16 protein-coding genes and 1 pseudogene are annotated in these 18,376 nt (G+C 68.5%); 8 read left to right on the plus strand and 9 right to left on the minus strand.

Translation table 11 applies throughout. The annotated features are described in order from the left end of the window. Positions 1-138: 138 nt before the first annotated feature. Positions 139-312 (plus strand): annotated as a pseudogene (locus K1T34_RS42705) (lipopolysaccharide assembly protein LapA domain-containing protein); the annotation flags it as partial. Between the two features lie 52 nt (positions 313-364). Further along, positions 365-700: a hypothetical protein gene (locus tag K1T34_RS42710; RefSeq protein WP_220240326.1), complete on the plus strand. Its 336-nt coding sequence runs from the start codon at positions 365-367 to the stop codon at positions 698-700. A 921-nt stretch (positions 701-1,621) separates the two neighbouring features. Here K1T34_RS42710 and K1T34_RS54945 read toward each other — a convergent pair. The 3 genes from K1T34_RS54945 to K1T34_RS42720 all read right to left on the minus strand — a co-directional run bounded on the left by K1T34_RS54945 (position 1,622) and on the right by K1T34_RS42720 (position 4,618). After that, on the minus strand, positions 1,622-1,984 hold the full coding sequence (locus K1T34_RS54945; protein WP_370643523.1) for a hypothetical protein: 363 nt from the start codon (positions 1,982-1,984) through the stop codon (positions 1,622-1,624). A gap of 320 nt (positions 1,985-2,304) precedes the next feature. Next, entirely contained in the window at positions 2,305-3,471 is a 1,167-nt protein-coding gene (locus tag K1T34_RS42715; protein WP_220240327.1) for a Dyp-type peroxidase, read from the minus strand. Then, positions 3,464-4,618: an EfeM/EfeO family lipoprotein gene (locus tag K1T34_RS42720; RefSeq protein ID WP_220240328.1), complete on the minus strand. Its 1,155-nt coding sequence runs from the start codon at positions 4,616-4,618 to the stop codon at positions 3,464-3,466. The genes K1T34_RS42715 and K1T34_RS42720 overlap by 8 nt, the downstream gene beginning before the upstream one ends. 203 nt (positions 4,619-4,821) lie before the next feature. On the opposite strand from K1T34_RS42720, the gene K1T34_RS42725 reads away from it, so the two are divergent. Together K1T34_RS42725 and K1T34_RS42730 are read left to right on the plus strand one after the other, a co-directional pair. Then, the gene (locus K1T34_RS42725; RefSeq protein WP_220240329.1) at positions 4,822-7,014 is read left to right on the plus strand and encodes an alkaline phosphatase family protein; all 2,193 of its coding nucleotides are present in this window, start codon (positions 4,822-4,824) and stop codon (positions 7,012-7,014) included. Between the two features lie 1,007 nt (positions 7,015-8,021). Beyond that, positions 8,022-9,098: an ABC transporter substrate-binding protein gene (locus K1T34_RS42730; RefSeq protein WP_220240330.1), complete on the plus strand. Its 1,077-nt coding sequence runs from the start codon at positions 8,022-8,024 to the stop codon at positions 9,096-9,098. 34 nt (positions 9,099-9,132) lie between these two features. Here the strand turns inward: K1T34_RS42730 and K1T34_RS42735 are convergent, their stop codons facing one another. Together K1T34_RS42735 and K1T34_RS42740 are read right to left on the minus strand one after the other, a co-directional pair. Beyond that, the gene (locus tag K1T34_RS42735; RefSeq protein ID WP_255637988.1) at positions 9,133-10,380 is read right to left on the minus strand and encodes a hypothetical protein; all 1,248 of its coding nucleotides are present in this window, start codon (positions 10,378-10,380) and stop codon (positions 9,133-9,135) included. A gap of 293 nt (positions 10,381-10,673) precedes the next feature. Next, positions 10,674-10,871 carry a hypothetical protein gene (locus K1T34_RS42740; RefSeq protein WP_220247888.1) on the minus strand — a complete coding sequence of 66 codons (198 nt, stop codon included), beginning with the start codon at positions 10,869-10,871 and terminating at the stop codon, positions 10,674-10,676. A 51-nt stretch (positions 10,872-10,922) separates the two neighbouring features. Here K1T34_RS42740 and K1T34_RS42745 point away from each other — a divergent pair, with 51 nt between their 5' ends. Next, a complete protein-coding gene (locus K1T34_RS42745) occupies positions 10,923-11,375 on the plus strand; it encodes a MarR family winged helix-turn-helix transcriptional regulator (protein ID WP_220240331.1) in 453 nt (150 codons plus the stop codon). 256 nt (positions 11,376-11,631) lie between these two features. Here the strand turns inward: K1T34_RS42745 and K1T34_RS42750 are convergent, their stop codons facing one another. The 3 genes from K1T34_RS42750 to K1T34_RS42760 form a co-directional block, all read right to left on the minus strand. Further along, the gene (locus K1T34_RS42750) at positions 11,632-12,285 is read right to left on the minus strand and encodes an LLM class F420-dependent oxidoreductase (protein WP_255638843.1); all 654 of its coding nucleotides are present in this window, start codon (positions 12,283-12,285) and stop codon (positions 11,632-11,634) included. A gap of 35 nt (positions 12,286-12,320) precedes the next feature. Continuing rightward, entirely contained in the window at positions 12,321-12,731 is a 411-nt protein-coding gene (locus K1T34_RS42755) for a RidA family protein (RefSeq protein WP_220240333.1), read from the minus strand. A 414-nt stretch (positions 12,732-13,145) separates the two neighbouring features. Continuing rightward, entirely contained in the window at positions 13,146-13,310 is a 165-nt protein-coding gene (locus K1T34_RS42760; protein ID WP_220240334.1) for a hypothetical protein, read from the minus strand. Between the two features lie 427 nt (positions 13,311-13,737). Here K1T34_RS42760 and K1T34_RS42765 point away from each other — a divergent pair, with 427 nt between their 5' ends. From K1T34_RS42765 to K1T34_RS42775, 3 genes are all read left to right on the plus strand, one after another. Then, positions 13,738-15,756 (plus strand): MFS transporter, encoded by a 2,019-nt coding sequence (locus tag K1T34_RS42765; protein WP_220240335.1) that lies wholly within the window; start codon positions 13,738-13,740, stop codon positions 15,754-15,756. 211 nt (positions 15,757-15,967) lie between these two features. After that, entirely contained in the window at positions 15,968-17,923 is a 1,956-nt protein-coding gene (locus tag K1T34_RS42770) for a potassium transporter Kup (protein WP_255637989.1), read from the plus strand. Positions 17,924-17,944: 21 nt separating this feature from the next. After that, entirely contained in the window at positions 17,945-18,205 is a 261-nt protein-coding gene (locus K1T34_RS42775) for a hypothetical protein (protein ID WP_220240337.1), read from the plus strand. Positions 18,206-18,215: 10 nt separating this feature from the next. Here K1T34_RS42775 and K1T34_RS54080 read toward each other — a convergent pair whose 3' ends face one another. Beyond that, a complete protein-coding gene (locus tag K1T34_RS54080) occupies positions 18,216-18,350 on the minus strand; it encodes a hypothetical protein (protein ID WP_255637990.1) in 135 nt (44 codons plus the stop codon). Positions 18,351-18,376: the final 26 nt, after the last annotated feature.

Consider the following 18,376-nt stretch of genomic DNA (forward strand, 5'->3'; position numbering starts at 1 on the left):
GCAGCCGCGCCGCGCTCGGCAAGGGCCCCCGCCGAGCGATACTGCAGGTGAACTACGTGCTGCGGCTCAAGGCACCGGACACGTCTTACCAATTGACCAAACTCAGGAGCAGTCGGTGGACGTCGGCTACTCGGTGCCCACGGGCACGTTCCGCTGCGCGTGGCCCTGCTGCTGGCCGCGGTGGCGGGCATCCTCCTCACCGCGCTGGCGGGCAGCGCGCGGATCATGCAGTTGCGCGCGACCGCCCGCAAGCACCGCCGGGCCCACCACAGGGCTGTGAAGGCCAAGGACTCGTCGAAGGCCCGGCGGTAGCCCGGACTACCGGGAGCCCGCCACAGGGTGTGGCTTGTGTTCGTTCCGCGTCATGCACGGCGACGTGATCCTGCTCGGTTCGCGCGACATGCGCTGGCCCAAGACGCCCGGCACCGACCGGGACGAGGCATTCGACAACTTCACCACGATGTACGACGTGCAAGCGGCATTTCTGACGTCGAAGTTCACGGAGGGCGATTTTCGGGTGACCGGTGCCGACATCGGCCTCGGGGGACTTATGGTTGTCGAGGCAACCAGCGGCTCGGACTCGATACGAATCGAGGTCATTCCGGAGAGTTCGGGGCCGAAGGTCGAAAGCTGGCGGCTATTCGCGGTCGGGAACAATGGTGAGCACTACGTGTACCCGGAGGCCGCAGGTCGCGACTGACGGCACGCACGTCGGAGGAACTAGATAAAGCCCTCGGCGCTGAAGCGCACGGGTCCTCGTAGGCAGGCTTGTTCGTCACGGCCAGCGTTGTCACGTGCGCGGGATGGCTCGCAGTCTGGAAGAATTCCGCGTTGCGCGCGGTGCGGATCGGCCAGTCGGACGTCGTTCTGGTGATCGCGGAGCACCACTCAGCCAGGTAGTCGCAGGCGTGTGGTTAACGTGCAAGATCGTCTCGGACACGCGCACTAACCCTACGGGGCGGGCGGATGGTCACATCGACCATCCGCTCTTTTGCGTTAAAAGACCAGCTTCGGGCCGGTTTCCTGTAGAGCTCCTGTAACCGAGCGGGGCTGGCGCTCAGCACTTGCCGGCCTGCGCCGCCAGCGAATTCACCAGTCCTCGACATCCCCGCAAGTCAGGGACGCTCCGGTGGGTGTCCGCGGCGTCGCGTTCTTCCTTCGCTCGGTTGAGCGGCTCGATCAGCGCCGTCGGATCTGCGCCGGCCTCGATCGCTTGTGCCGGTCACGTCAGCCGCGTCTTCGCCTGCGTGAGCCGCCGCTGGGCATCGGCGGTGCGCTCCGGCTTCACGTTGACGTGCCCGCGACTCCCAACATGTCCTATACCGTCACGTCGCGCTGGTCTTCCGAGAACGCACGGTGGATGTAGGCATTCATGGGCTCCATGAGTGCCGCTTCGGGCAAGTAGATGTTCTTCGGGTGCTTAGCGAGTGCAGGCGTACCAGGCACAAGCATTCGGGCAGCGCAGCGGTAGCAGATCCGACTGCCCCGCGGTGTTCCTTCCACCTTGCGCTGGCGGCGGATGCACCGGAGAGGACCGCGAAACGCATACGTCCACTTCGTGGCCTTCGGAACGCCGCGCGCAACGTCGGGTCGAGGCCGGCCGCCAGGGCGCCGAAGTCGGTCAGCTCGGCGGCCGAGGTCGGCGGCGTTTTCCGGGACCGTGCGACGGCGGCGGCGTGCCGAGCCTGCACGAGTCCCGACGGCAGCTCGTCCGGAGAGACTTCTCGTGCCGTCCCCGGCCGCGGTTTGGCGCAACGATCTGCCCGCGAATTTGGTCGCGGCGTTGGGCCTCGAAACCGCGATTACGGAGCATCTTGCGCGGCCGCACCGTCCGGAAGCCGTTCTGGGCGACTCTGCAATCGATGGAGACGGCGTAGCGTCCGTCGACCGGATACTTGTCCTCGATGAACTCCTCCGTGTTGACGTACGGGCAAGTTTCGCTGGTGGCTTTCGCTGTCGTCGTCTTGGGAACCGGCTTTCCCAAGACGGCCTTTCACTTCTTACTCAACGGGGCTCGCCGCGGTAACTCGATGCCGAGCAGAAGCCAGCGCTCATCGCCGGCTACCAGCCTATGGCCACTGTCCTTGTGCTGGGCGAACAGTTCGGCATCGACCGCCGAACCGTCGGCAAGTTCTTCACCCGCAACGGTGTCCGGACCAAACATCCAGGGCTATTCCCGCCCCGATCGACATCGACCAAGCGATGCAGCTCCACCAGGACGGATGGTCCCCAGCTCGGATGGGTCCTAGGATCCCCGTTCAGGTTCATGGCTGACGTGCCCTGGAACGCCCGCCCGGCGACCGTTTAGTCGAGCATGCCGCGACCCAGCCAGTCGTCGGCATCGCGTACGCCGGGCAGGGCGAAGAAGTAGCCGCCGCCGAATGGGGAGATGTAGTCGACCAGCGGTTCGTCGATGAGCAGCGTCTGGACGGCGACGAATTGCCGGTCGAGGTCGGCGTTGAAGCAGATGAAGATCATCCCCATGTCGAGCTGGCCGTTGGGCTCGATGCCGGCGCTGTAGTTGAAGGCGCGGCGCAGCATCCGGCGGTCGTCGGCGGTGCCGTCGTGGGGGTTGGCGAGCCGGATGTGCGCGTTGAGCGGCACGGTGTTGCCGTGCGCATCTCTGAAGTAGCTGGGGAGCTGGAACTCGTCCTCGCCGGGAACTCGTTCGCGCCGGCCCGACAGTGGTGCGCCGGTGGCCCGGTCGCGGCCGAAGATCCGCTGCTGTTCGTTGATCGAGATGCGGTCCCAGAACTCCACGAACATGCGGATCAGGCGGACCACGTGGTAGGAACCGCCGGGCACCCAGTCCGGTTCGTCGCCGCCTGCTTTGGTCCACACCAGCTGATCGACGACATCGGCATCGTCGAGGATCTCCTTGTTGGCTGTGCCGTCCTTGAAGCCGAACAGGTTGCGGGGCGTCCCACTCGGCCGCGGCGGGCTGGTGAAGCCCTCCATACGCCACAGCACCTGCAGGTCGGCCCGGGTCGCGCGCATCAGGATGCGCAGCGCGTGCAGCACGGTGTCAGGGTGATCGGCGCAGATCTGCAACAGGAGGTCGCCGTCGCAGCGCTCGGGGTCGAGCGCGTCGTTCGGGAACTCGTCCATCGCGCGCAGCCGGGCCGGTTTGACGCCGGCGAGATCGAACCGGTCGTCGAACAGGCTCGCACCGACACTGACCGTGACGGTGAGACCGTCAGGCACCGTACCCGGGCCGAGCACGCCGTTCTCGTAAGGGGTCGACACGAGCCCGTCGTCGCTGCCACGCCCGGCCGGTGCGTCGCCCCCGGCGACCAGGTAGCGGATCGTCGCCGTCAGCGTCTGGAACATCCGCCGCAGCGCCGGCCGGTCGGCCGCGGTCACGAGGAACGCGACGACGACCGCCGCGCGCTGCGGAGGCTCGAGAATGCCGGCCTGGTGGGCACCTTCGAACGGCAGGCGCGCCGGTACGGCGATGTCGTGGTCAGTCATGGGTGATCGGGCCTCGGTCGCGGGTGGCGTTGCGCGGGTCAATGACGACCGCGGCGTGGGAGAGCAATTCGACGCTGTGCTGCATTGCCGCATTGACCGAGGCCCGCTGCCGAACGGTCAGTGCGGCCAACCCGACCCAGCCGTCGGCGTGGTGGTGGCTGCGGACCAACTGCTGGGTGACCCGCAGCTGCTGGTCGGTCTGGTCCAGGTACGGGTTCTGCTTGCGCAGCATCGGCCGCAGCGGATCCAGAGCGTGCCAGACCCCGGTGAGGTTCGCGTCCACCGTCGCCAGCTCGGTCTGGCTGCCGGCGTCGCCGATCCCGTTCAGGTCCCATTGCAGGGCATCCTCGAGGATCTCGTGAGCCCGGCGACCCATGTCGATCGGCGTGATCGCGTTCGGCAGCGCCAGCTCGTCGGCGAGCCGGCCGATCGCCTCGAGCAGCGCATCGACATGCGGCACGATCGTCGCCAGCGGCCGGTCGTGCCACAACATCGCCTCGATCTTGCGGAAGCCGGTGAAGTCCGCGTCAGCGAGGCGGGCGGGGGCGACGCCGCGCGGCGGGTCGGCGTTGATGTCGTCACCGGTCTCGTCGTACGCCCGGTAGGCGCCGCCCAGCGTCTCGTAAGTGAGGTGTGCGATCAGCCAGTCGTCTTTGGCGGCCGCTGCATCGCCGGCTTGCAGGTCGCAGCGCAGCCGGTTGACCTGTTCGGTGAGCGCGGGCAGTTGTCCGGTGATCCAGCCGACGTAGGTGTTGATCGGGATCCGCAGGTCGAGCCCCGTCACGGGGATGATCCCGTACACGTCGTAGGGCAATGGGTCACCTGTGACGATGACCGGCCGGCTGTACTTGATCGTGTAGTCGGTGATGCAGACCCAGCGGTAGGTTCCGGGCGGCACCGATGCGATGACCGCGCGGCTGACGCCGCGGCCGAAGTGCTCGACCTCGACGTAGATCCGCTCGGTCGCGGGGTCCTCCAGGTAGATCTCCGCGCCGGCGCCCTCGTTGTTGACGAAGACGAAGTCGTAGCGGCCGGCCGGTCCGCCGAGCCAGTCGTCGATGCCGTAGGGCGAGCCGACGACCAGCACGATGGGCTGCGTGCGGCTCGACGGCAGGGATCGTGTGGCCGAGGCCGTCGTGCTGCTCATCGAGCCAAGCCTGGGTGTCGGTCATGAACGCATTCGATGGTGCCCATTGCGCACCGGTGAACAGCGTGTGACCGGCCGGGCAGGTCGAGATGGCGGACGTCCTGAGACTTTCCGGAACGTTCATTACCTGATTCTCGCGGTGTCAAGACCTGCGGCAGTTGACTTGCGGGACTCCCCACCACGAGAGGTCAGGTACTAAACCCATGTCTGACAACGATTCGGCATCCGCGGACGGCAACAGATCGGCCACGGAGCGCAACCGGATCAGCCGGCGCCGGCTGATCCAGGCCGCGGGCGCCGCGGGTGCCGCGGTCGCCGCCGGCGGGCTGTCGGCCGTCCCGGCCGAGGCCGCACCGGCCGGCGCCGCACTGGCCGACGCCGCACAGGACGACAAGTCCGGCTCGAACTCGGCGCAGAACCGGCATCGCACCGGCACGATCAAGGACCTGAAGCACGTCGTCATCTTGATGCAGGAGAACCGGTCGTTCGATCACTACTTCGGCACCCTCGACCTGGCCGGCGCGCGCGGGTTCGGTGACAAGCAGGTGCTGACCTGGCAGAACGGCCAGACGATCTACTACGACCCCAACAGCCGCGCCGAGGGCTACTTGCTGCCCTACCACGCCGACAGCCTGAAGTACAACGCGCAGAACTCCAGCGCGCGCAACCGGTACTTCATGGAAGCCGATGTGCCGTGGCACCACGCTATCGCCAAGGCGTACACCATCGGTGACCACTACTTCTGCTCGCTGGACACCAGCACCAGCCCGAACCGCATCATGATGTGGGCCGGCACCAACGACGCGGCCGGCACCCAGGGTGGTCCGGTCATCAACAACAACGGCGACTACGGCTACGCCTACAAGTTCAAGACCTACCCGGAAACGCTGCAGGACGCCGGCGTCAGCTGGCAGATCTACGTCAACAACGACACCGACGACAACTTCCTCGGCGACTACACCGACAACACCGTCCGTTCCTTCGCGGCGTTCGACCCGGCGAACGCGACCCCGCAGAACACCCAGCCCCGCAAGGGCCTGCTCGCCCGCGGCAACGTGGTGCACGCCCACACCACGCAGCCCGCCGGCATCAAGAACGACACCTCCAACCTCGACTACGTGTTGGGGGACTTCATCGCCGACTGCGAGTCGGGCGACCTCCCCGAGGTGTCCTGGGTCGTCGCGCCCGCGGCGTGGACCGAACACCCGACGTACGCCCCGAACAACGGCGCGGTCTACACCGACCGGGTGATCCAGGCGGTGCACGACAACCCCGAACTGTGGGAGTCGACGCTGATCATCCTGAACTACGACGAGCCCGACCACGCGAACCGCATCGGTGAAGGCGGCTTCTTCGACCACGTCGTCCCGCCGATCCCGGAGGTCGGCACCGTCGGTGAGCGCGCACCCGGAATCAAGCCCGGCTTCGGCGGTCGCGTGCCGTTCGTGCTGGTCTCGCCGTGGACCCGTGGCGGCTTCGTCAACTCCGAGGTGTTCGACCACACCTCGACGATCCAGCTGATCGAGGAGTGGACCAAGAGCCTCGGCAAGCCGGCCATCTGCAAGAACATCAACGACTGGCGGCGCAGCGTCTCCGGCAACCTGCTCTCGGCGATCGACTTCGGCAACTTCGACACGTCGTTCCCGAAGCTGCCGAAACCGGCCGACCTGCTCAAGTCGGTCGTCGTTGATGCCAGCCTGCCGGCAGTGCCCCAGCCGGCCGTCGGTGCGCAGGTCATGCCGACCCAGCAGATCACCGGCAAGGCGAAGCGGAGCCCGCTGTCGTTCCAGCCCAACGGCGTCCTCGTGGAGAACCACAACACCGGCACCGCGACCGCGACCTTCACCGTCGAAGGCGGCGCAGGCGGCAAGGCGGTCAACCTGGTCGGGCTGGCCGACAAGTACGTGCCCGCCCTCGTCGGCGCCGAGCCGCTCGGCATCGGCCAGGACGCGCTGCCGCTCACGGCCGGCAACCAGCGGTCGAACTCGTATACCTGGGACACCAAGGCGACGAACGGCAAGTACGCGTTCACCTTCTACGGGCCCGACCACTTCATCCGGTCCTTCGCCGGCACCGTCGTCCCGGCCAACGACCGGACCTCGGCCCAGCCGCGGGTCGACGTTCGGCTGGTCAAGGGAAACACGCGGTCGGACGGTCGGGGCAAGTCGGCCGACGCGACTGTCGAGTTCACCCTGTCCGCCGACGGCAGCCGGTCAGTGACCTACACGCTGACCGCGAACGACTTCGCCGGGAGGAAGACGACCATCCAGGTGCCCGCCGGCAAGCACAGCGTCGTCACCTGGCCGACCGAGGACGGCTACTACGACGTGATCATCACGGCGAAGGAGTCTGCCGACTTCATGCAGCGGTTCGCCGGTCGCGCCGCGGAGAAGTGAGCCTTTCGCCCACCGCTTTGAGCTAGTCGCGATGTGCCCGCGTTCCCGCCGGATCGCGGGCACATCCGCGATGGGGCGACGCCCTGGCCGCACTGGCGGGGCTTCGAAGTTGTGGTGTGCGGTGGGGTGCCGCAGTCGAGCGGGTCATCCTCACCCGCGAACGCCGCAGCACCCTGGAGTTGGTACAGCCTCGTTTCGGAGCCTCTGGAGAGTCTGCAGGCATTACGGCCGGCGGCCCGCTGGGCGCAAACGATGGCTGGCCGACGTCTTCACCGATGTCTGATCGAACTGGGGTGCGCCTGGTTCGGCAGCGCAAGAGCGTTCCCACACCGACCGGACGGGTGCACATCCCTGACCGACCCGACGTTGCGGCAGTAGTGATCAGCGTGCAGGGCATCGAGCGCAGGGCCAGCCCGCCTGTGCTCGCGGTTGGTTGCGAGTCGTCATAGTTGAAATACGCGCCTTCCAGCGTTCCCAGGGGATACGACGGATAACCTGCCGGCGGGAAGCTTCCGTTCACGGCGCCGTAGCACTCGCTGGAGTTGTCGAGTCGGTTACTGTAGAGGATGCCGCTGTCCCAGCGGCGCTGACGGCGGGAGACCCGGCGCCATATGCACCGCAACTGTTGTCGGGCAACAGGTTGACCTCTTCCCCGCAGTTCACCTGTGCAGTGGAGAACTGCAGCGCGGGGCCCGTGTCGTGGAACAACGTGACCCGCCGCTGCGCTTGACGCCCATTGAGGTTGGTGCGCAACACCACATGACAGCACCGCTGCCTGGCAGTTGGACAACGCCGCGTTCTTCGGCGAGGTGCTCGACGGTCGTGCCGAGCCGCCGGGCCCCGGGGGTTCGTCGAAGGTCGGGCCCGTCGACGTCGGCACGCGGCCCGCAGCGGTTGACAAATAGTCCTACCAATAGTCCATACTGCTGAGCGTCGATTCCGCACTCACGCCGAGGTGAGTCGCCGCCCCGCGTTGAAGGGTGGCTGCCCTCGCCGAAGGGACGGTTATGAACGTGTGGCGCTCGATCTCCCGGCCGCTCGCGGCCCTGCTTGTGGTCACGGCGGTCGCCGCGTGTGGTGGTGGGGCGGGTGATGACTCGGCGGCCCAGGCCGCGGCCGACAAGCTGAGTCCCGCTCAGCTGGCGGCCGCCGCGGCCAAGGAGGGGGCCGTCGTTTGGTACACGACCTTCGCCGACACCGACGTGCAGCCCATCATCGCCGATTTCAACAAGACGTACCCGAACGTCAAGGTGAACGCGTTGCGGCCCAGCGCATCCGAGCTGCCCCAGCGCATCATCACCGAACAACGCGGCGGGAAGTACAACGCGGACGTCGTCTCCGGGGAGGGGCCGCAGATCGCGCAGCTCGTGCAGGCCGGCGCGTTGCAGCCTTACCAGCCGAAGGACGCGCCGCCGCTGCCTGGCGGCCTGACGCTGCCGGCCGGTTACCAGGGCGTCGTCTACGTGCTCACCACGGTCTTGGCGTGGAACCCGGCCGTGGTGGCGCAGCGCGGACTGACGGCACCCAAGTCGTGGGAGGACCTGACGCGGCCCGAGTGGAAGGGCCAGTTCTCCATCGACCCCTACGCGGTGAACTGGTACGACAGCCTGATCATCGCCATGGGACACGACAAGGCGCTGGCGCTGCTGAAGGCACTCGGCGCGAACTCACCGCGCTTCGTGCAGAGCCACACCGTGTCGCTGACGAACGTCCAGGCGGGCGAGCCGCCCATCGCGGCGACCGCGTACGGCTACAAGGCCTCGGCGCTGAAGCGGAAGACTCCGGGCGAACTGGACTTCGCCAACGGCACCCCGCTGCCGGCGTCGCTCAGCCTGATCGACGTCGTCAAGAACTCGCCGCACCCCAACGCCGCCCGGCTTTTCGACGACTGGATCGTCTCGAAGGCCGGCCAGGAAGCAGTCGTCCGGATCACCAACCACACCTCGATCCGGACGGACGTCACGAACGACGAGGCTGTCTGGGACCCGACCAAATGGGCCCCGGCCTGGAGCCACCCGGTCCTCGCGCAGTCGGACTACAACAACTACCTCGCTGAGATGAAAGCGGCGCTTCGCGCTCCGTGACAAGGAGCGCGAAGCGCCAGGAACCGTCAGCCCGTCAGGCCGGCAGGGAAGACAGCGGCACGGCGAACACCGAGCGGCCACACGTCTGGCCCTGGGCGGAGCAATCCGTCGTCGACCATTCCGACTGGGACCACACCAGGCCGGTGGACCAGTCGTACGTCAGGGCTTCCGGATGCACTGCCCAGCAGGCCGTCGTGGCGGGGGAGCTGCAGGTCGAAGAGTTGCTCGCAGTGGTCGTCTGGGTCCAGAGCTGGCCGTTGAGCGTGGCGGAGCTGTGGGAGACGTACCACTTGCCGTTGTGGGAGAGGACGCCCTGCATGTTGCCGACGGAGCTGCGGAAGGCCTCGGTGGCGGGTGTGGTGCCCGTGCTCGCCAGGAGGTAGTCGGCACCGGTGGGGTAGCGGTAGAGGCGGCCGTGGAGGGATTGGTCGGCGAAGTATTCCGTGGTGACGATGGTGGCGGGCGAGGTGGTGCGGTCCAGTGACATCGAGGAGAAACAGGGGACGCCGGTGTCGGACTGCATGCTGCAGGTGCCGCCGGCGTAGGTGTAGTAGCCGATTTGCATCAGGGCGTACTTGTAGGTGTAGGCGGCGTATCCGGCGGACGTCTTGCCTATCGAGTTGGACGTCGTGTCGCTCATCTGCAGGATGTGTTTGGTACTGAAGACGCGGATGGCGGTGGAGGTGTTGCCGACGGCCGTGACGTAGATCTTGTCGCCGTACCAGGCCATGCCGCCCATGTGGGCTTTGGCGGCGGTGAAACTCGAGCCGGTGCTGTTGGGGACCGCGAGGTACACCATGCGGTTGGTGGGCGCGGCCGGCTTGTCGTAGTTGACGGCCATGATGCGGGCGTCGTCGTAGCGGCCGAGGGCGTCGCCGCTGTGCCAGCCGGACAGGATGATCTTGTCGGCGCCCCACATGCCGTCGTCGTCGGCGTCGCCGGAGGTGGTGATGCCCTGGGGGACCCAGGTGGCGCTGTTCGCGCGGTCGGTGTCCCAGCAGAAGGACGTGGTGGCCACCGGCGCCTTGGGGAGCGCGGCTTTTTCGGCGGCGGTGCAGCCGGTGGTGGGGTAGCTGGGGTCGTTGACGACGGTGTTGAGGCTGACGTTGGGCAGGGCGTTGTCGAGCGCCGTCAACGCGGCGGTCGGGGTGGCGTGCCAGACCAGGCTCTGTTTGGTCGTGGTGGTCAGCGGATCGCTGTAGGCGGCGCTCGCGGTGCCGGGGATCGCGAGCGCGCCGGCGGCGACGGCGAGCACGAGGAGGAGCACTCGGGGAATTCGCATGACGACCATTTCTGCACGCGATTCGGGAAAGTGTCAAACCGTCGCGTGAACCGAGTTTGTACGATTCTTGTACAATTCTTCGGTAGGAATAGGCTGGGGTCGTATTGGTGCTTTCAGGCGAAACCCGTGTCCGGCCGCGTGCCGATGGGACTGGATGACCGCCATGCCCGTCGAAACCGCGCTGATCGCGCTCGGCACCGTCGCCGTGCGGACGGCCACGAAGCTGTGGCTCGGCGACCACGAGATCGCCGCGGAGGTCGGGGGAGCGGTGGTCGACCGGCTGTCCGGGCAGCTCACGAAGGAGCGCGACCGTCGCCGTACCAGCCGGCGCGGTTCTTGCCGCGCTGGGCGAACCAGGGCCAGACGCGCTCGGGCGGGGCGGGCAGGGTGAAGGCGCGGTCCATGACAGCGTCGGCGTGGGGGACGAGGTCGTCGCCGGGCAAGGCGGCGGTGAGCTCCGCCGGGCGGGGTGTGACTCCGAGGCTGAACACGGGCGACCTCCGTATCGGATGAAACCGTATCAGTCGAGGTAGAATGCGGGCATGAGTGGGAAGTCGCGGGCGACTGATCGTCCGGGGGATGACTCGCCGTTCGCGCTGGGGTTGCTGCTGCGCCGCGCGCACGCGCGAGTGGCGAGCACGATGACAGCCGCCATGCGGCCGCACGGGCTGGATCTGCGGCACTTCGCCGTGCTGATCATCCTGGTGGACCAAGGGCCGACCACGCAGCGGGACCTGGTCGAGGCGACGGGCTCGGACAAGGCCGGGATCATGCGGGTCGTCGACGATCTGGAGGAGAAGGGGTTCGCGGTCCGCAAGTCCGTGCCGGGGGACCGGCGCGTGCGTGAGGTCGAGATCACCGAAGCCGGGTTGACGGCGTTTGACGCGGCGCACGATGACGCGGTGGGGCCGGCGCAGGAGTTGGTGTCGCACCTGCGGCCAGGTGAGCCGGCGAAGTTGATGGATTTGCTGACGCGGTTCTCGTATCCGGAGTAAGCGTCCGGTCCACTGTGGATGATTCTGGCGCAGCAACGGCCGTTGGGGTGTCGCAGGTTTAGGCGGGGAGCCAGCGGTCGGCCAGAGCTGAGACCCATTCCGTCGCCGGCCCCGGATCGTCGGGCGGGCTGTCGACGATCACCAGTTCGTCGACGCCCAGTGTGGCCAGCTCCGCGACGTCGCCAGGGGCGGGATTGCGCAGGGCGACGGCGATCCGCAGTTCGGCGAGGTCTCGGCCCTGCGTTGCGAGGAAGTCCTAGCGATCGGCGACCTCGGGAACGCCGTCGAGGTTGAAGCCGTACCAGCCGTCGCCCAGGGTGGCGGCGCGGCGAAGCGCCGAGTCGCTGTTGCCGCCGAAGATGATCGGGATGGTGGCGCGACAAGGTTTCGGATTCACGCGGATGGATGAGAACCGGACGAAGTCGCCCATGAAGGAGGCGACGTCCGAGCGCCACAACGTGCGCATCGCGGCCACGTACTCCTCAGTCCGCGCCGTCCGCCGGGCGAAGGGCACGCCGAGCGCGTCGAACTCCTCGCGCGACCAGCCGACGCCCACGCCGAGGGTGAGGCGGCCGCCGGACAGGACGTCGAGGCTCGCGGCCTGCTTGGCGACGACGATCGGGTTGTGCTCGGGCAAGAGCAAAACACCCGTGGCGACGCGGATGGTCGACGTGGCCGCGGCGGCGAAACTGAGGCCGATCAAAGGGTCGAGCCAGTCCGCGGCCGCCGGGACGGCGATGCGGCCATCGGCGGAGTACGGGTAGCGCGACGACGCGCGGTCGACCATCACGACGTGCTCGCCCGACCACAGCGTCGCGAAGCCGCACGCCTCGGCCGCCACGGCGACCGCGTCGATCACGGCCCGGCGGGCGCCGGTGCCGATGCCCAGTGCGTGCAAGCCGAGTTGCATGGCCACCGTGCCTCCGCTTCTGGGTGAACCGCGGTTCAGGCCGGTGTGGTGGTGACGGCCAGCGCGTCGACCTCGATCAGCCAGTCAGACAGGCCAAGGGACGACACGCCCAGCCACGTGCTCGCGACCTTCGGGAACTCGTCGCCGAACACGCGCTGGGCCGCGGCGAAAATGGGCTCGATGAGCGCCGGCGAGGAGTCGACGACGTGGATCGTGTACTTGACCAGGCCGGCCGGCGTGCAGCCGGCGGCCGCGAGTGCCGCGCGCAGGTTGAGGAACACCTGCGCGGCGTGGTCGCCCGGGCCGACCAGCACCTCGTCGCGGTCCAGGGCCACCTGCCCGGCGATCGCCACGAGCCGCGCGCCGGGCGGGCCGACGGTCACTTGCGAGTAGAGGTCCATCACGGGCGGGGACAGGGTCTCGGGGTTGAGGTGGTCGACGGTCATCGAGGCCTCCCGGTGCCTCGGAGGTGGGTGGCTTCCGAGTGTGCGGCGGCTCGTGAACGGGTGTCAACCGTGGCGCAGACAACCTTGTCGCGGAGACGAGCACCCCGACCCGGTTGGTGATTTCCCGGAGTACTCGGAAACATCGGACAGGAAGTCCCGGGTCAGTCCAAAGTGGACTCTCCGAGTCGACGACGACTTCGGGTGTGGGTGCTCGCCGGTGGCCGCGGTCTGGCCCATGCCGGCGCTCGTCCAGCCCGCTGTCCCCGGCGATGCGGTCCTGCGGGCTCGCGCCGAGTTTCGGCCACGTCACGCCGAGGTCGCTCGGCACGGGGTCGGACAGCGGGATCGCGACAAGGCCGGCGGGCAGCGGCTGTTTGGCCGGGGCTTGGAGGCATTCGCCCGACGAACGAGCTTTCAGCCGCGGGCCCGGTACTTCGTTCGCCAGTCCACGATCCGGCCCTCCGCTGCGAATTCCGCGGCCCGGCGCATCGCCATCACGAATCGGTCGTGCGCGCGCATCGCTTCGATCCTGCGCCCGTAGGCGTGGATCGCGACCAGCGCCGATCCGGCGCGCAGCACCCAGTGCCAGTCGAGATGATCAGCGGTGTGTGATCATCGGCGACAAGGTTTGTCCTCGGCTCACTACGGGTGTGCAGGGGCTTTGTGGTCCGGTGTAGACCATGTGGGTGGTCGCGCGCGGGACATTGCTGGGGAAGGGCCGGGGCATTGTCTCCGAGTTTCGCCGGGGCATTGCTGTCGGCTGATTCGGTTGGCACGAGACGATTCCCGTGGATGACCGGCCGTGGCCGGGTCCGGCTCGCGGGTTCGCCCACGCGGCCCCGCTCGACGGCGGACAAGGTCGGTTGATCAGCTGGTGTACGTTCCGGACACAGCTTGAGCCAGGACCGTCCCTGCTGTTCGCGGAGTGTGTCACGTTGTCATTGCCCGTCGAATGTCCGAATCCTGACCGACCGTTGGTTGCCTTGGCGTCGACCGGGCGGTGGCGATGACAGCGGACGGCTCTTCGCTGCCGCACCGGGTCCGGCGGGTCCTGGCGATTCGTCCGTTCCGGCGGCTGTGGGGTGTGACGTTCCTGTGCAGCACGGCCGACTGGCTTGCGCTGCTGGGGGTGGCCGACCTGGTCGCGAACGCGGCGGGCAGCTACACGGCCAAGAACTTCGCGTTCTCGGGTGTCGTGTTCAGCAACCTGCTTCCGGGCTTACTGTTCGCGCCGGTGGGCGGCCTGCTGGCGGACCGGTTCGACCGGCGCGCGGTGATGGTCGTCGGTGACGTGCTGCGGTGCTGTCTGCTGCTGTCGATCGTGGTGGTGGACGTGCCGTGGTGGCCGTTCGCCGGCAGCTTTCTCGCGAGCAGTGTGGCGATGCTGTGGATCCCGGCGAAGGACGCCGCGGTGCCGAACCTGCTGCGGCGGCCGGATCAGGTCGAGACCGCGAACCAGCTGGGCCTGGTGATGACCTATGGGATCACGGTGGTCGCGGCCGGTGGGCTGTACGCGTTGACCGGCGTCGGCCCGTCGTTGCGGTTGCCCGATGATCTGCTCGGGGCCAACGGCTCGGTGAAGCTGGCTCTGGCTCTCGCTGCGGTGTTCTACCTGGGCAGTGCGTTCACGGTGGCGCGGCGGATTCCGGAGCTGTCGGAGCGCGTGGTTGCGCGTCGCGCGGCGGATGGCGAGCCCGGCGGCGGATTCACGGCGATGGTGCGGGACGTCGGGCGGTTCGTGCGCACGACTCCGCTTGTGCGAGGGCTGATCATCGGTGCTGTCGGGGCTTTCGCGGCAGGGGGAGCGGTGGTCGGGTCGGCGCAGTCGTACGCGAAGAGCGTGCTGGCCGGGCAGGCCGGGTTCGGGCTGTTGTTCGCCGCGGTGTTCGTCGGTCTGAGCGTGGGCATCGTGAGTGCGCCCAAGCTGGCGGCGCGGGTCTCACACGAGCGGTTCTTCGGTCTCGCGATCGTGCTGGCCGGGTTCTCGCTGGTGCTCGTCGCGCTGTCGCCGCACTTGTTCGTGTCCCTGGTCGCGGTCGTGCTGGTGGGCGCCAGTGCGGGCGCGACGTTCCTGACGGGCGTCACGATCATCGGGTCGCAGGTCGCCGACGACGTGCGCGGCCGGGTCAACGCGATCTACCAGGCACTGCTGAAGGTGGTGCTGGGCGGTGCGCTCGCCCTCGTTCCCTTGCTGATCGGCCTCACCCGGCAACGGACGTTCACCGTCTTCGGCCACGACGTGGTGGTCGACGGGACGCGGCCTGTGCTGCTCGGAGCCGCGGTGCTGGCGTGCGGGGCCGGGGTGCTGGCCTATCGGCAGATGAACGGTCGGCGAGCCGGCCGGATGTTCGCCGTGGCGCGTACCGCGGTGCGGCGTCGGCCGGTGCGGGCGACCGGGTTCGTCGTCACCGTCGAAGGCAGCCCGTCGGCGGACACCGCCGCGCACGCGGCTGACCTCGCCGACTGGCTCCAGCGATCGGGCACCGGCACGGTGGTGCTGGCCGCCGACCCGGGCTGGGGCGACCCGCGGCTGCAGACGCTGCTGTCCGGCGCGTCGGTGACCACCGCGCGAGCCCGAGTGCTCGCCGCGGCCGCCGTGCGGGCCGACATCGTCGAGCGCGAGGTCCGGCCGGCGCTCGAGTCCGGCGCCATCGTCGTGATCGAGCGCCTGATCGACTCGCCGCTGGAACAGGACGGAACCGGACTCGACCTTGAGGAGCTGGCGGGCGTCGCGGAGTGGACGGTCGGCCGTCTCCGGCCGGACTTCACCATCCTGCTCGACCACGGCGCGGACGAGCCATCGCCGACAGCGGACGCCTGGGACCGGCGGATCCGCCGGCTGCTGAGGGACCTCTCGACGACCGCCCGCTGCGTGGTCGTCGAGACCGCCGATCACGATGCCGGCCGGGCACAGATCCGTGCGGCGATGGCCACGGCACTCGCCCGGATCGCCACGCCCGAGGCAGCCGAGGAGCCGGGGCCGGTTGACCGCGATCGCCGCACCGGCACGCATCCGGACTTCTGACCGGGACCAAGCCCTCCGGGTAATCATCACCGCCGGTCACGAGTCGGGGGAGATGCTTTCAACGGCCGGCAGCCCGGATCGCCTCCGCGGACGTAGGACCGAGGAGAGCCACGATCCGACGCGGCCGTTGATCTTCCGGTGCCGTCCACCTCGGACCGGTAGGGTTCCCGCGATGCCGGGGCTCTGCCGGCTCGCGCCGAGGAGGAAGACCGTGACCGAGGGCCGAGAGGCGACCACGACCGAGGACGGGCCGGCCGGCCGGGCGCGGCTCGCGCGGGCCTCCGTGAAGCTGGCCGTGGTGGTCGGGGCGCTGGGGGTCGTGTTCGGCGACATCGGGACGAGCCCGATCTATACGCTGCAGACGGTGTTCAGCCCGAGCGACCCGCACCCGGTGCCGGTGAGCGCGCAGAACGTGTTCGGGGTCGTGTCGCTGATCTTCTGGTCCGTGACGATCATCGTGACCGTCACGTACGTGCTGCTGGCGATGCGCGCGGACAACGACGGTGAGGGCGGCATCATGGCCCTGATCACCCTGTTGCGCCGCCGCGGCGGGCAGGGGCGGCGGCGGGTGGCAGTGGTGCTGGCGGGGCTGGGCATCTTCGGCGCGTCGCTGTTCTTCGGCGACAGCATGATCACCCCGGCGATCTCGGTGCTGTCGGCGGTGGAGGGGCTCAAGGTCGTCGACGACTCGTTCGAGAGCTGGGTCGTGCCGATCACCGCGGTGATCATCGTGGTGCTGTTCCTGGTGCAACGCCGGGGCACGGCCGCGGTCGGGCGGGTGTTCGGGCCGGTGATGATCGCGTGGTTCACCGTGATCGGCCTGACCGGCGTGACGGGCATCGTCAAGCACCCCGCGATCCTCGAAGCGCTCTCGCCCACCTACGCGCTCGACTTCATGGTCGGCCACTTCGACATCGCCTTCTTCGCGCTCGCCGCAGTCGTGCTGTCGGTCACCGGCGCCGAAGCGCTGTACGCGGACATGGGCCACTTCGGCCGCCGCGCCATCACACGCGGGTGGCTGTTCCTCGTGTTCCCGGCGTGTGTGCTCAACTACTTCGGCCAGGGCGCGCTGATCCTCGAAGACCAGGCCAACCTGAGCAGCCCGTTCTTCCTGCTCGTCCCGGGCTGGGCCCGGCTGCCGCTGGTCCTGTTGGCCACGGCGGCGACCGTGATCGCGTCGCAGGCCGTGATCACCGGCGCGTACTCGGTCGCCTCGCAGGCCGCGCAGCTCGGGTACCTGCCGCGGCTGCGGATCGCGCACACGTCGGAGACCGAACGCGGCCAGATCTACGTGCCGTGGATCAACTGGCTGCTGATGGTTTCCGTGCTGACGCTCGTGTTCGCCTTCCGCAGCTCGTCGGCGCTGGCCTACGCGTTCGGCATGGCGGTGACCGCGACGATCACCATCACCACCCTCCTGTTCTTCTACATCGCCCGGTCGAAGTGGAGCACGCCGCCGTGGCTGCTCTGGATCGGCGGGGGAGTGCTGCTGGTGGTGGACCTGCTGTTCGTCGCGGCCAACCTCACCAAGCTCGTCCACGGCGCGTGGCTGCCGCTGCTCATCGGCGTCATCGCGTTCACGGTCATGACCACCTGGCAACGCGGCCGCCAGATCGTGACGGCCGAACGCAACCGGCACGAAGGGTCGCTGCGCGAGTTCGTCGACAAGCTGCGCAACGGCGAGTCTCCGACGCAGACGGTGCCCGGCACGGCCGTGTTCCTCAACCGCGGCAACGACAGCGCGCCGCTGGCCATGCGCGCCAACGTGGAGCACAACCACGTGCGCCACGAGCACGTGGTGATCATGTCGCTCGAAACCGAGCCCGTGCCGCGGATCCCGGACGCCGAACGGATCTCCGTCGACGACCTCGGCTACGCCGACGACGGCATCACCCACGTCACGGCCCGCTTCGGCTACATGGAAACCCCCGACGTGCTGCGCACGCTCGCGCTCGTCGACCCGGCCGACACCGAAGGCCGCCTGCAGGTCGACGACGCGTCCTACTTCCTGTCGAAGATCGAGCTTCGCCGCGGCGACGAACCCACCATGGCGGCGTGGCGCAAGCGCCTGTTCATCGCCACCTCCTACATCACCGCCGACGCGGCCGAGTACTTCGCGCTGCCCCGCGAACGGACCGTGATCATGGGTTCGCACATTGACGTGTAGCGCGTCAGGAAGGTGCCTACGATGACCGACCCCGATCTGGAAGCCCTGCGCGCGGCGGCCGCGCGAGGAGACTCCGACGCCGTCGACCAGCTGATCGAGCTGGCCGCCGAGCGTGGCGACGCGGCCGAGCTGCGCCAGTGGGCGGCAGGTGGCAGTGCCGATGCCGCGGACCTGCTCGTCGAGCTGGCGACGGAACGCGAGGACCACGACGAGCTGCGGCGGCTGGCTCTGGGCGGCAACACCACGGCCGCGGAAGTGCTGGCGGAGCTGGAAAGCGACTAGCCCGGCAGGGTCACTGCGGGGGCGGGATGTGGCGCGCGAAGGGGTCGTCGTCGTGGGAGTCGAGCCACGCGCCGGCGAGGCGGAGCAGCAGGGCCACCAGCACGAACCCGCCGATCGCGACCAGGGTGAACGTCAGGTCGGTCATGGCTCCAGCGTGCGGCTTCGGGCCGG

Source organism: Amycolatopsis sp. DSM 110486, from assembly GCF_019468465.1.
In the GTDB taxonomy this organism is placed as follows: domain Bacteria; phylum Actinomycetota; class Actinomycetes; order Mycobacteriales; family Pseudonocardiaceae; genus Amycolatopsis.

Coding starts and splice junctions, on each gene's coding strand:
- K1T34_RS42710 (WP_220240326.1), top strand. CDS start 365: ATGCACGGCGACGTGATCCTGCTCGGTTCGCGCGACATGCGCTGGCCC.
- K1T34_RS42715 (WP_220240327.1), bottom strand. CDS start 3,471: ATGACTGACCACGACATCGCCGTACCGGCGCGCCTGCCGTTCGAAGGT.
- K1T34_RS42720 (WP_220240328.1), bottom strand. CDS start 4,618: ATGAGCAGCACGACGGCCTCGGCCACACGATCCCTGCCGTCGAGCCGC.
- K1T34_RS42725 (WP_220240329.1), top strand. CDS start 4,822: ATGTCTGACAACGATTCGGCATCCGCGGACGGCAACAGATCGGCCACG.
- K1T34_RS42730 (WP_220240330.1), top strand. CDS start 8,022: ATGAACGTGTGGCGCTCGATCTCCCGGCCGCTCGCGGCCCTGCTTGTG.
- K1T34_RS42735 (WP_255637988.1), bottom strand. CDS start 10,380: ATGCGAATTCCCCGAGTGCTCCTCCTCGTGCTCGCCGTCGCCGCCGGC.
- K1T34_RS42745 (WP_220240331.1), top strand. CDS start 10,923: ATGAGTGGGAAGTCGCGGGCGACTGATCGTCCGGGGGATGACTCGCCG.
- K1T34_RS42750 (WP_255638843.1), bottom strand. CDS start 12,285: ATGCAACTCGGCTTGCACGCACTGGGCATCGGCACCGGCGCCCGCCGG.
- K1T34_RS42755 (WP_220240333.1), bottom strand. CDS start 12,731: ATGACCGTCGACCACCTCAACCCCGAGACCCTGTCCCCGCCCGTGATG.
- K1T34_RS42765 (WP_220240335.1), top strand. CDS start 13,738: ATGACAGCGGACGGCTCTTCGCTGCCGCACCGGGTCCGGCGGGTCCTG.
- K1T34_RS42775 (WP_220240337.1), top strand. CDS start 17,945: ATGACCGACCCCGATCTGGAAGCCCTGCGCGCGGCGGCCGCGCGAGGA.
- K1T34_RS54080 (WP_255637990.1), bottom strand. CDS start 18,350: ATGACCGACCTGACGTTCACCCTGGTCGCGATCGGCGGGTTCGTGCTG.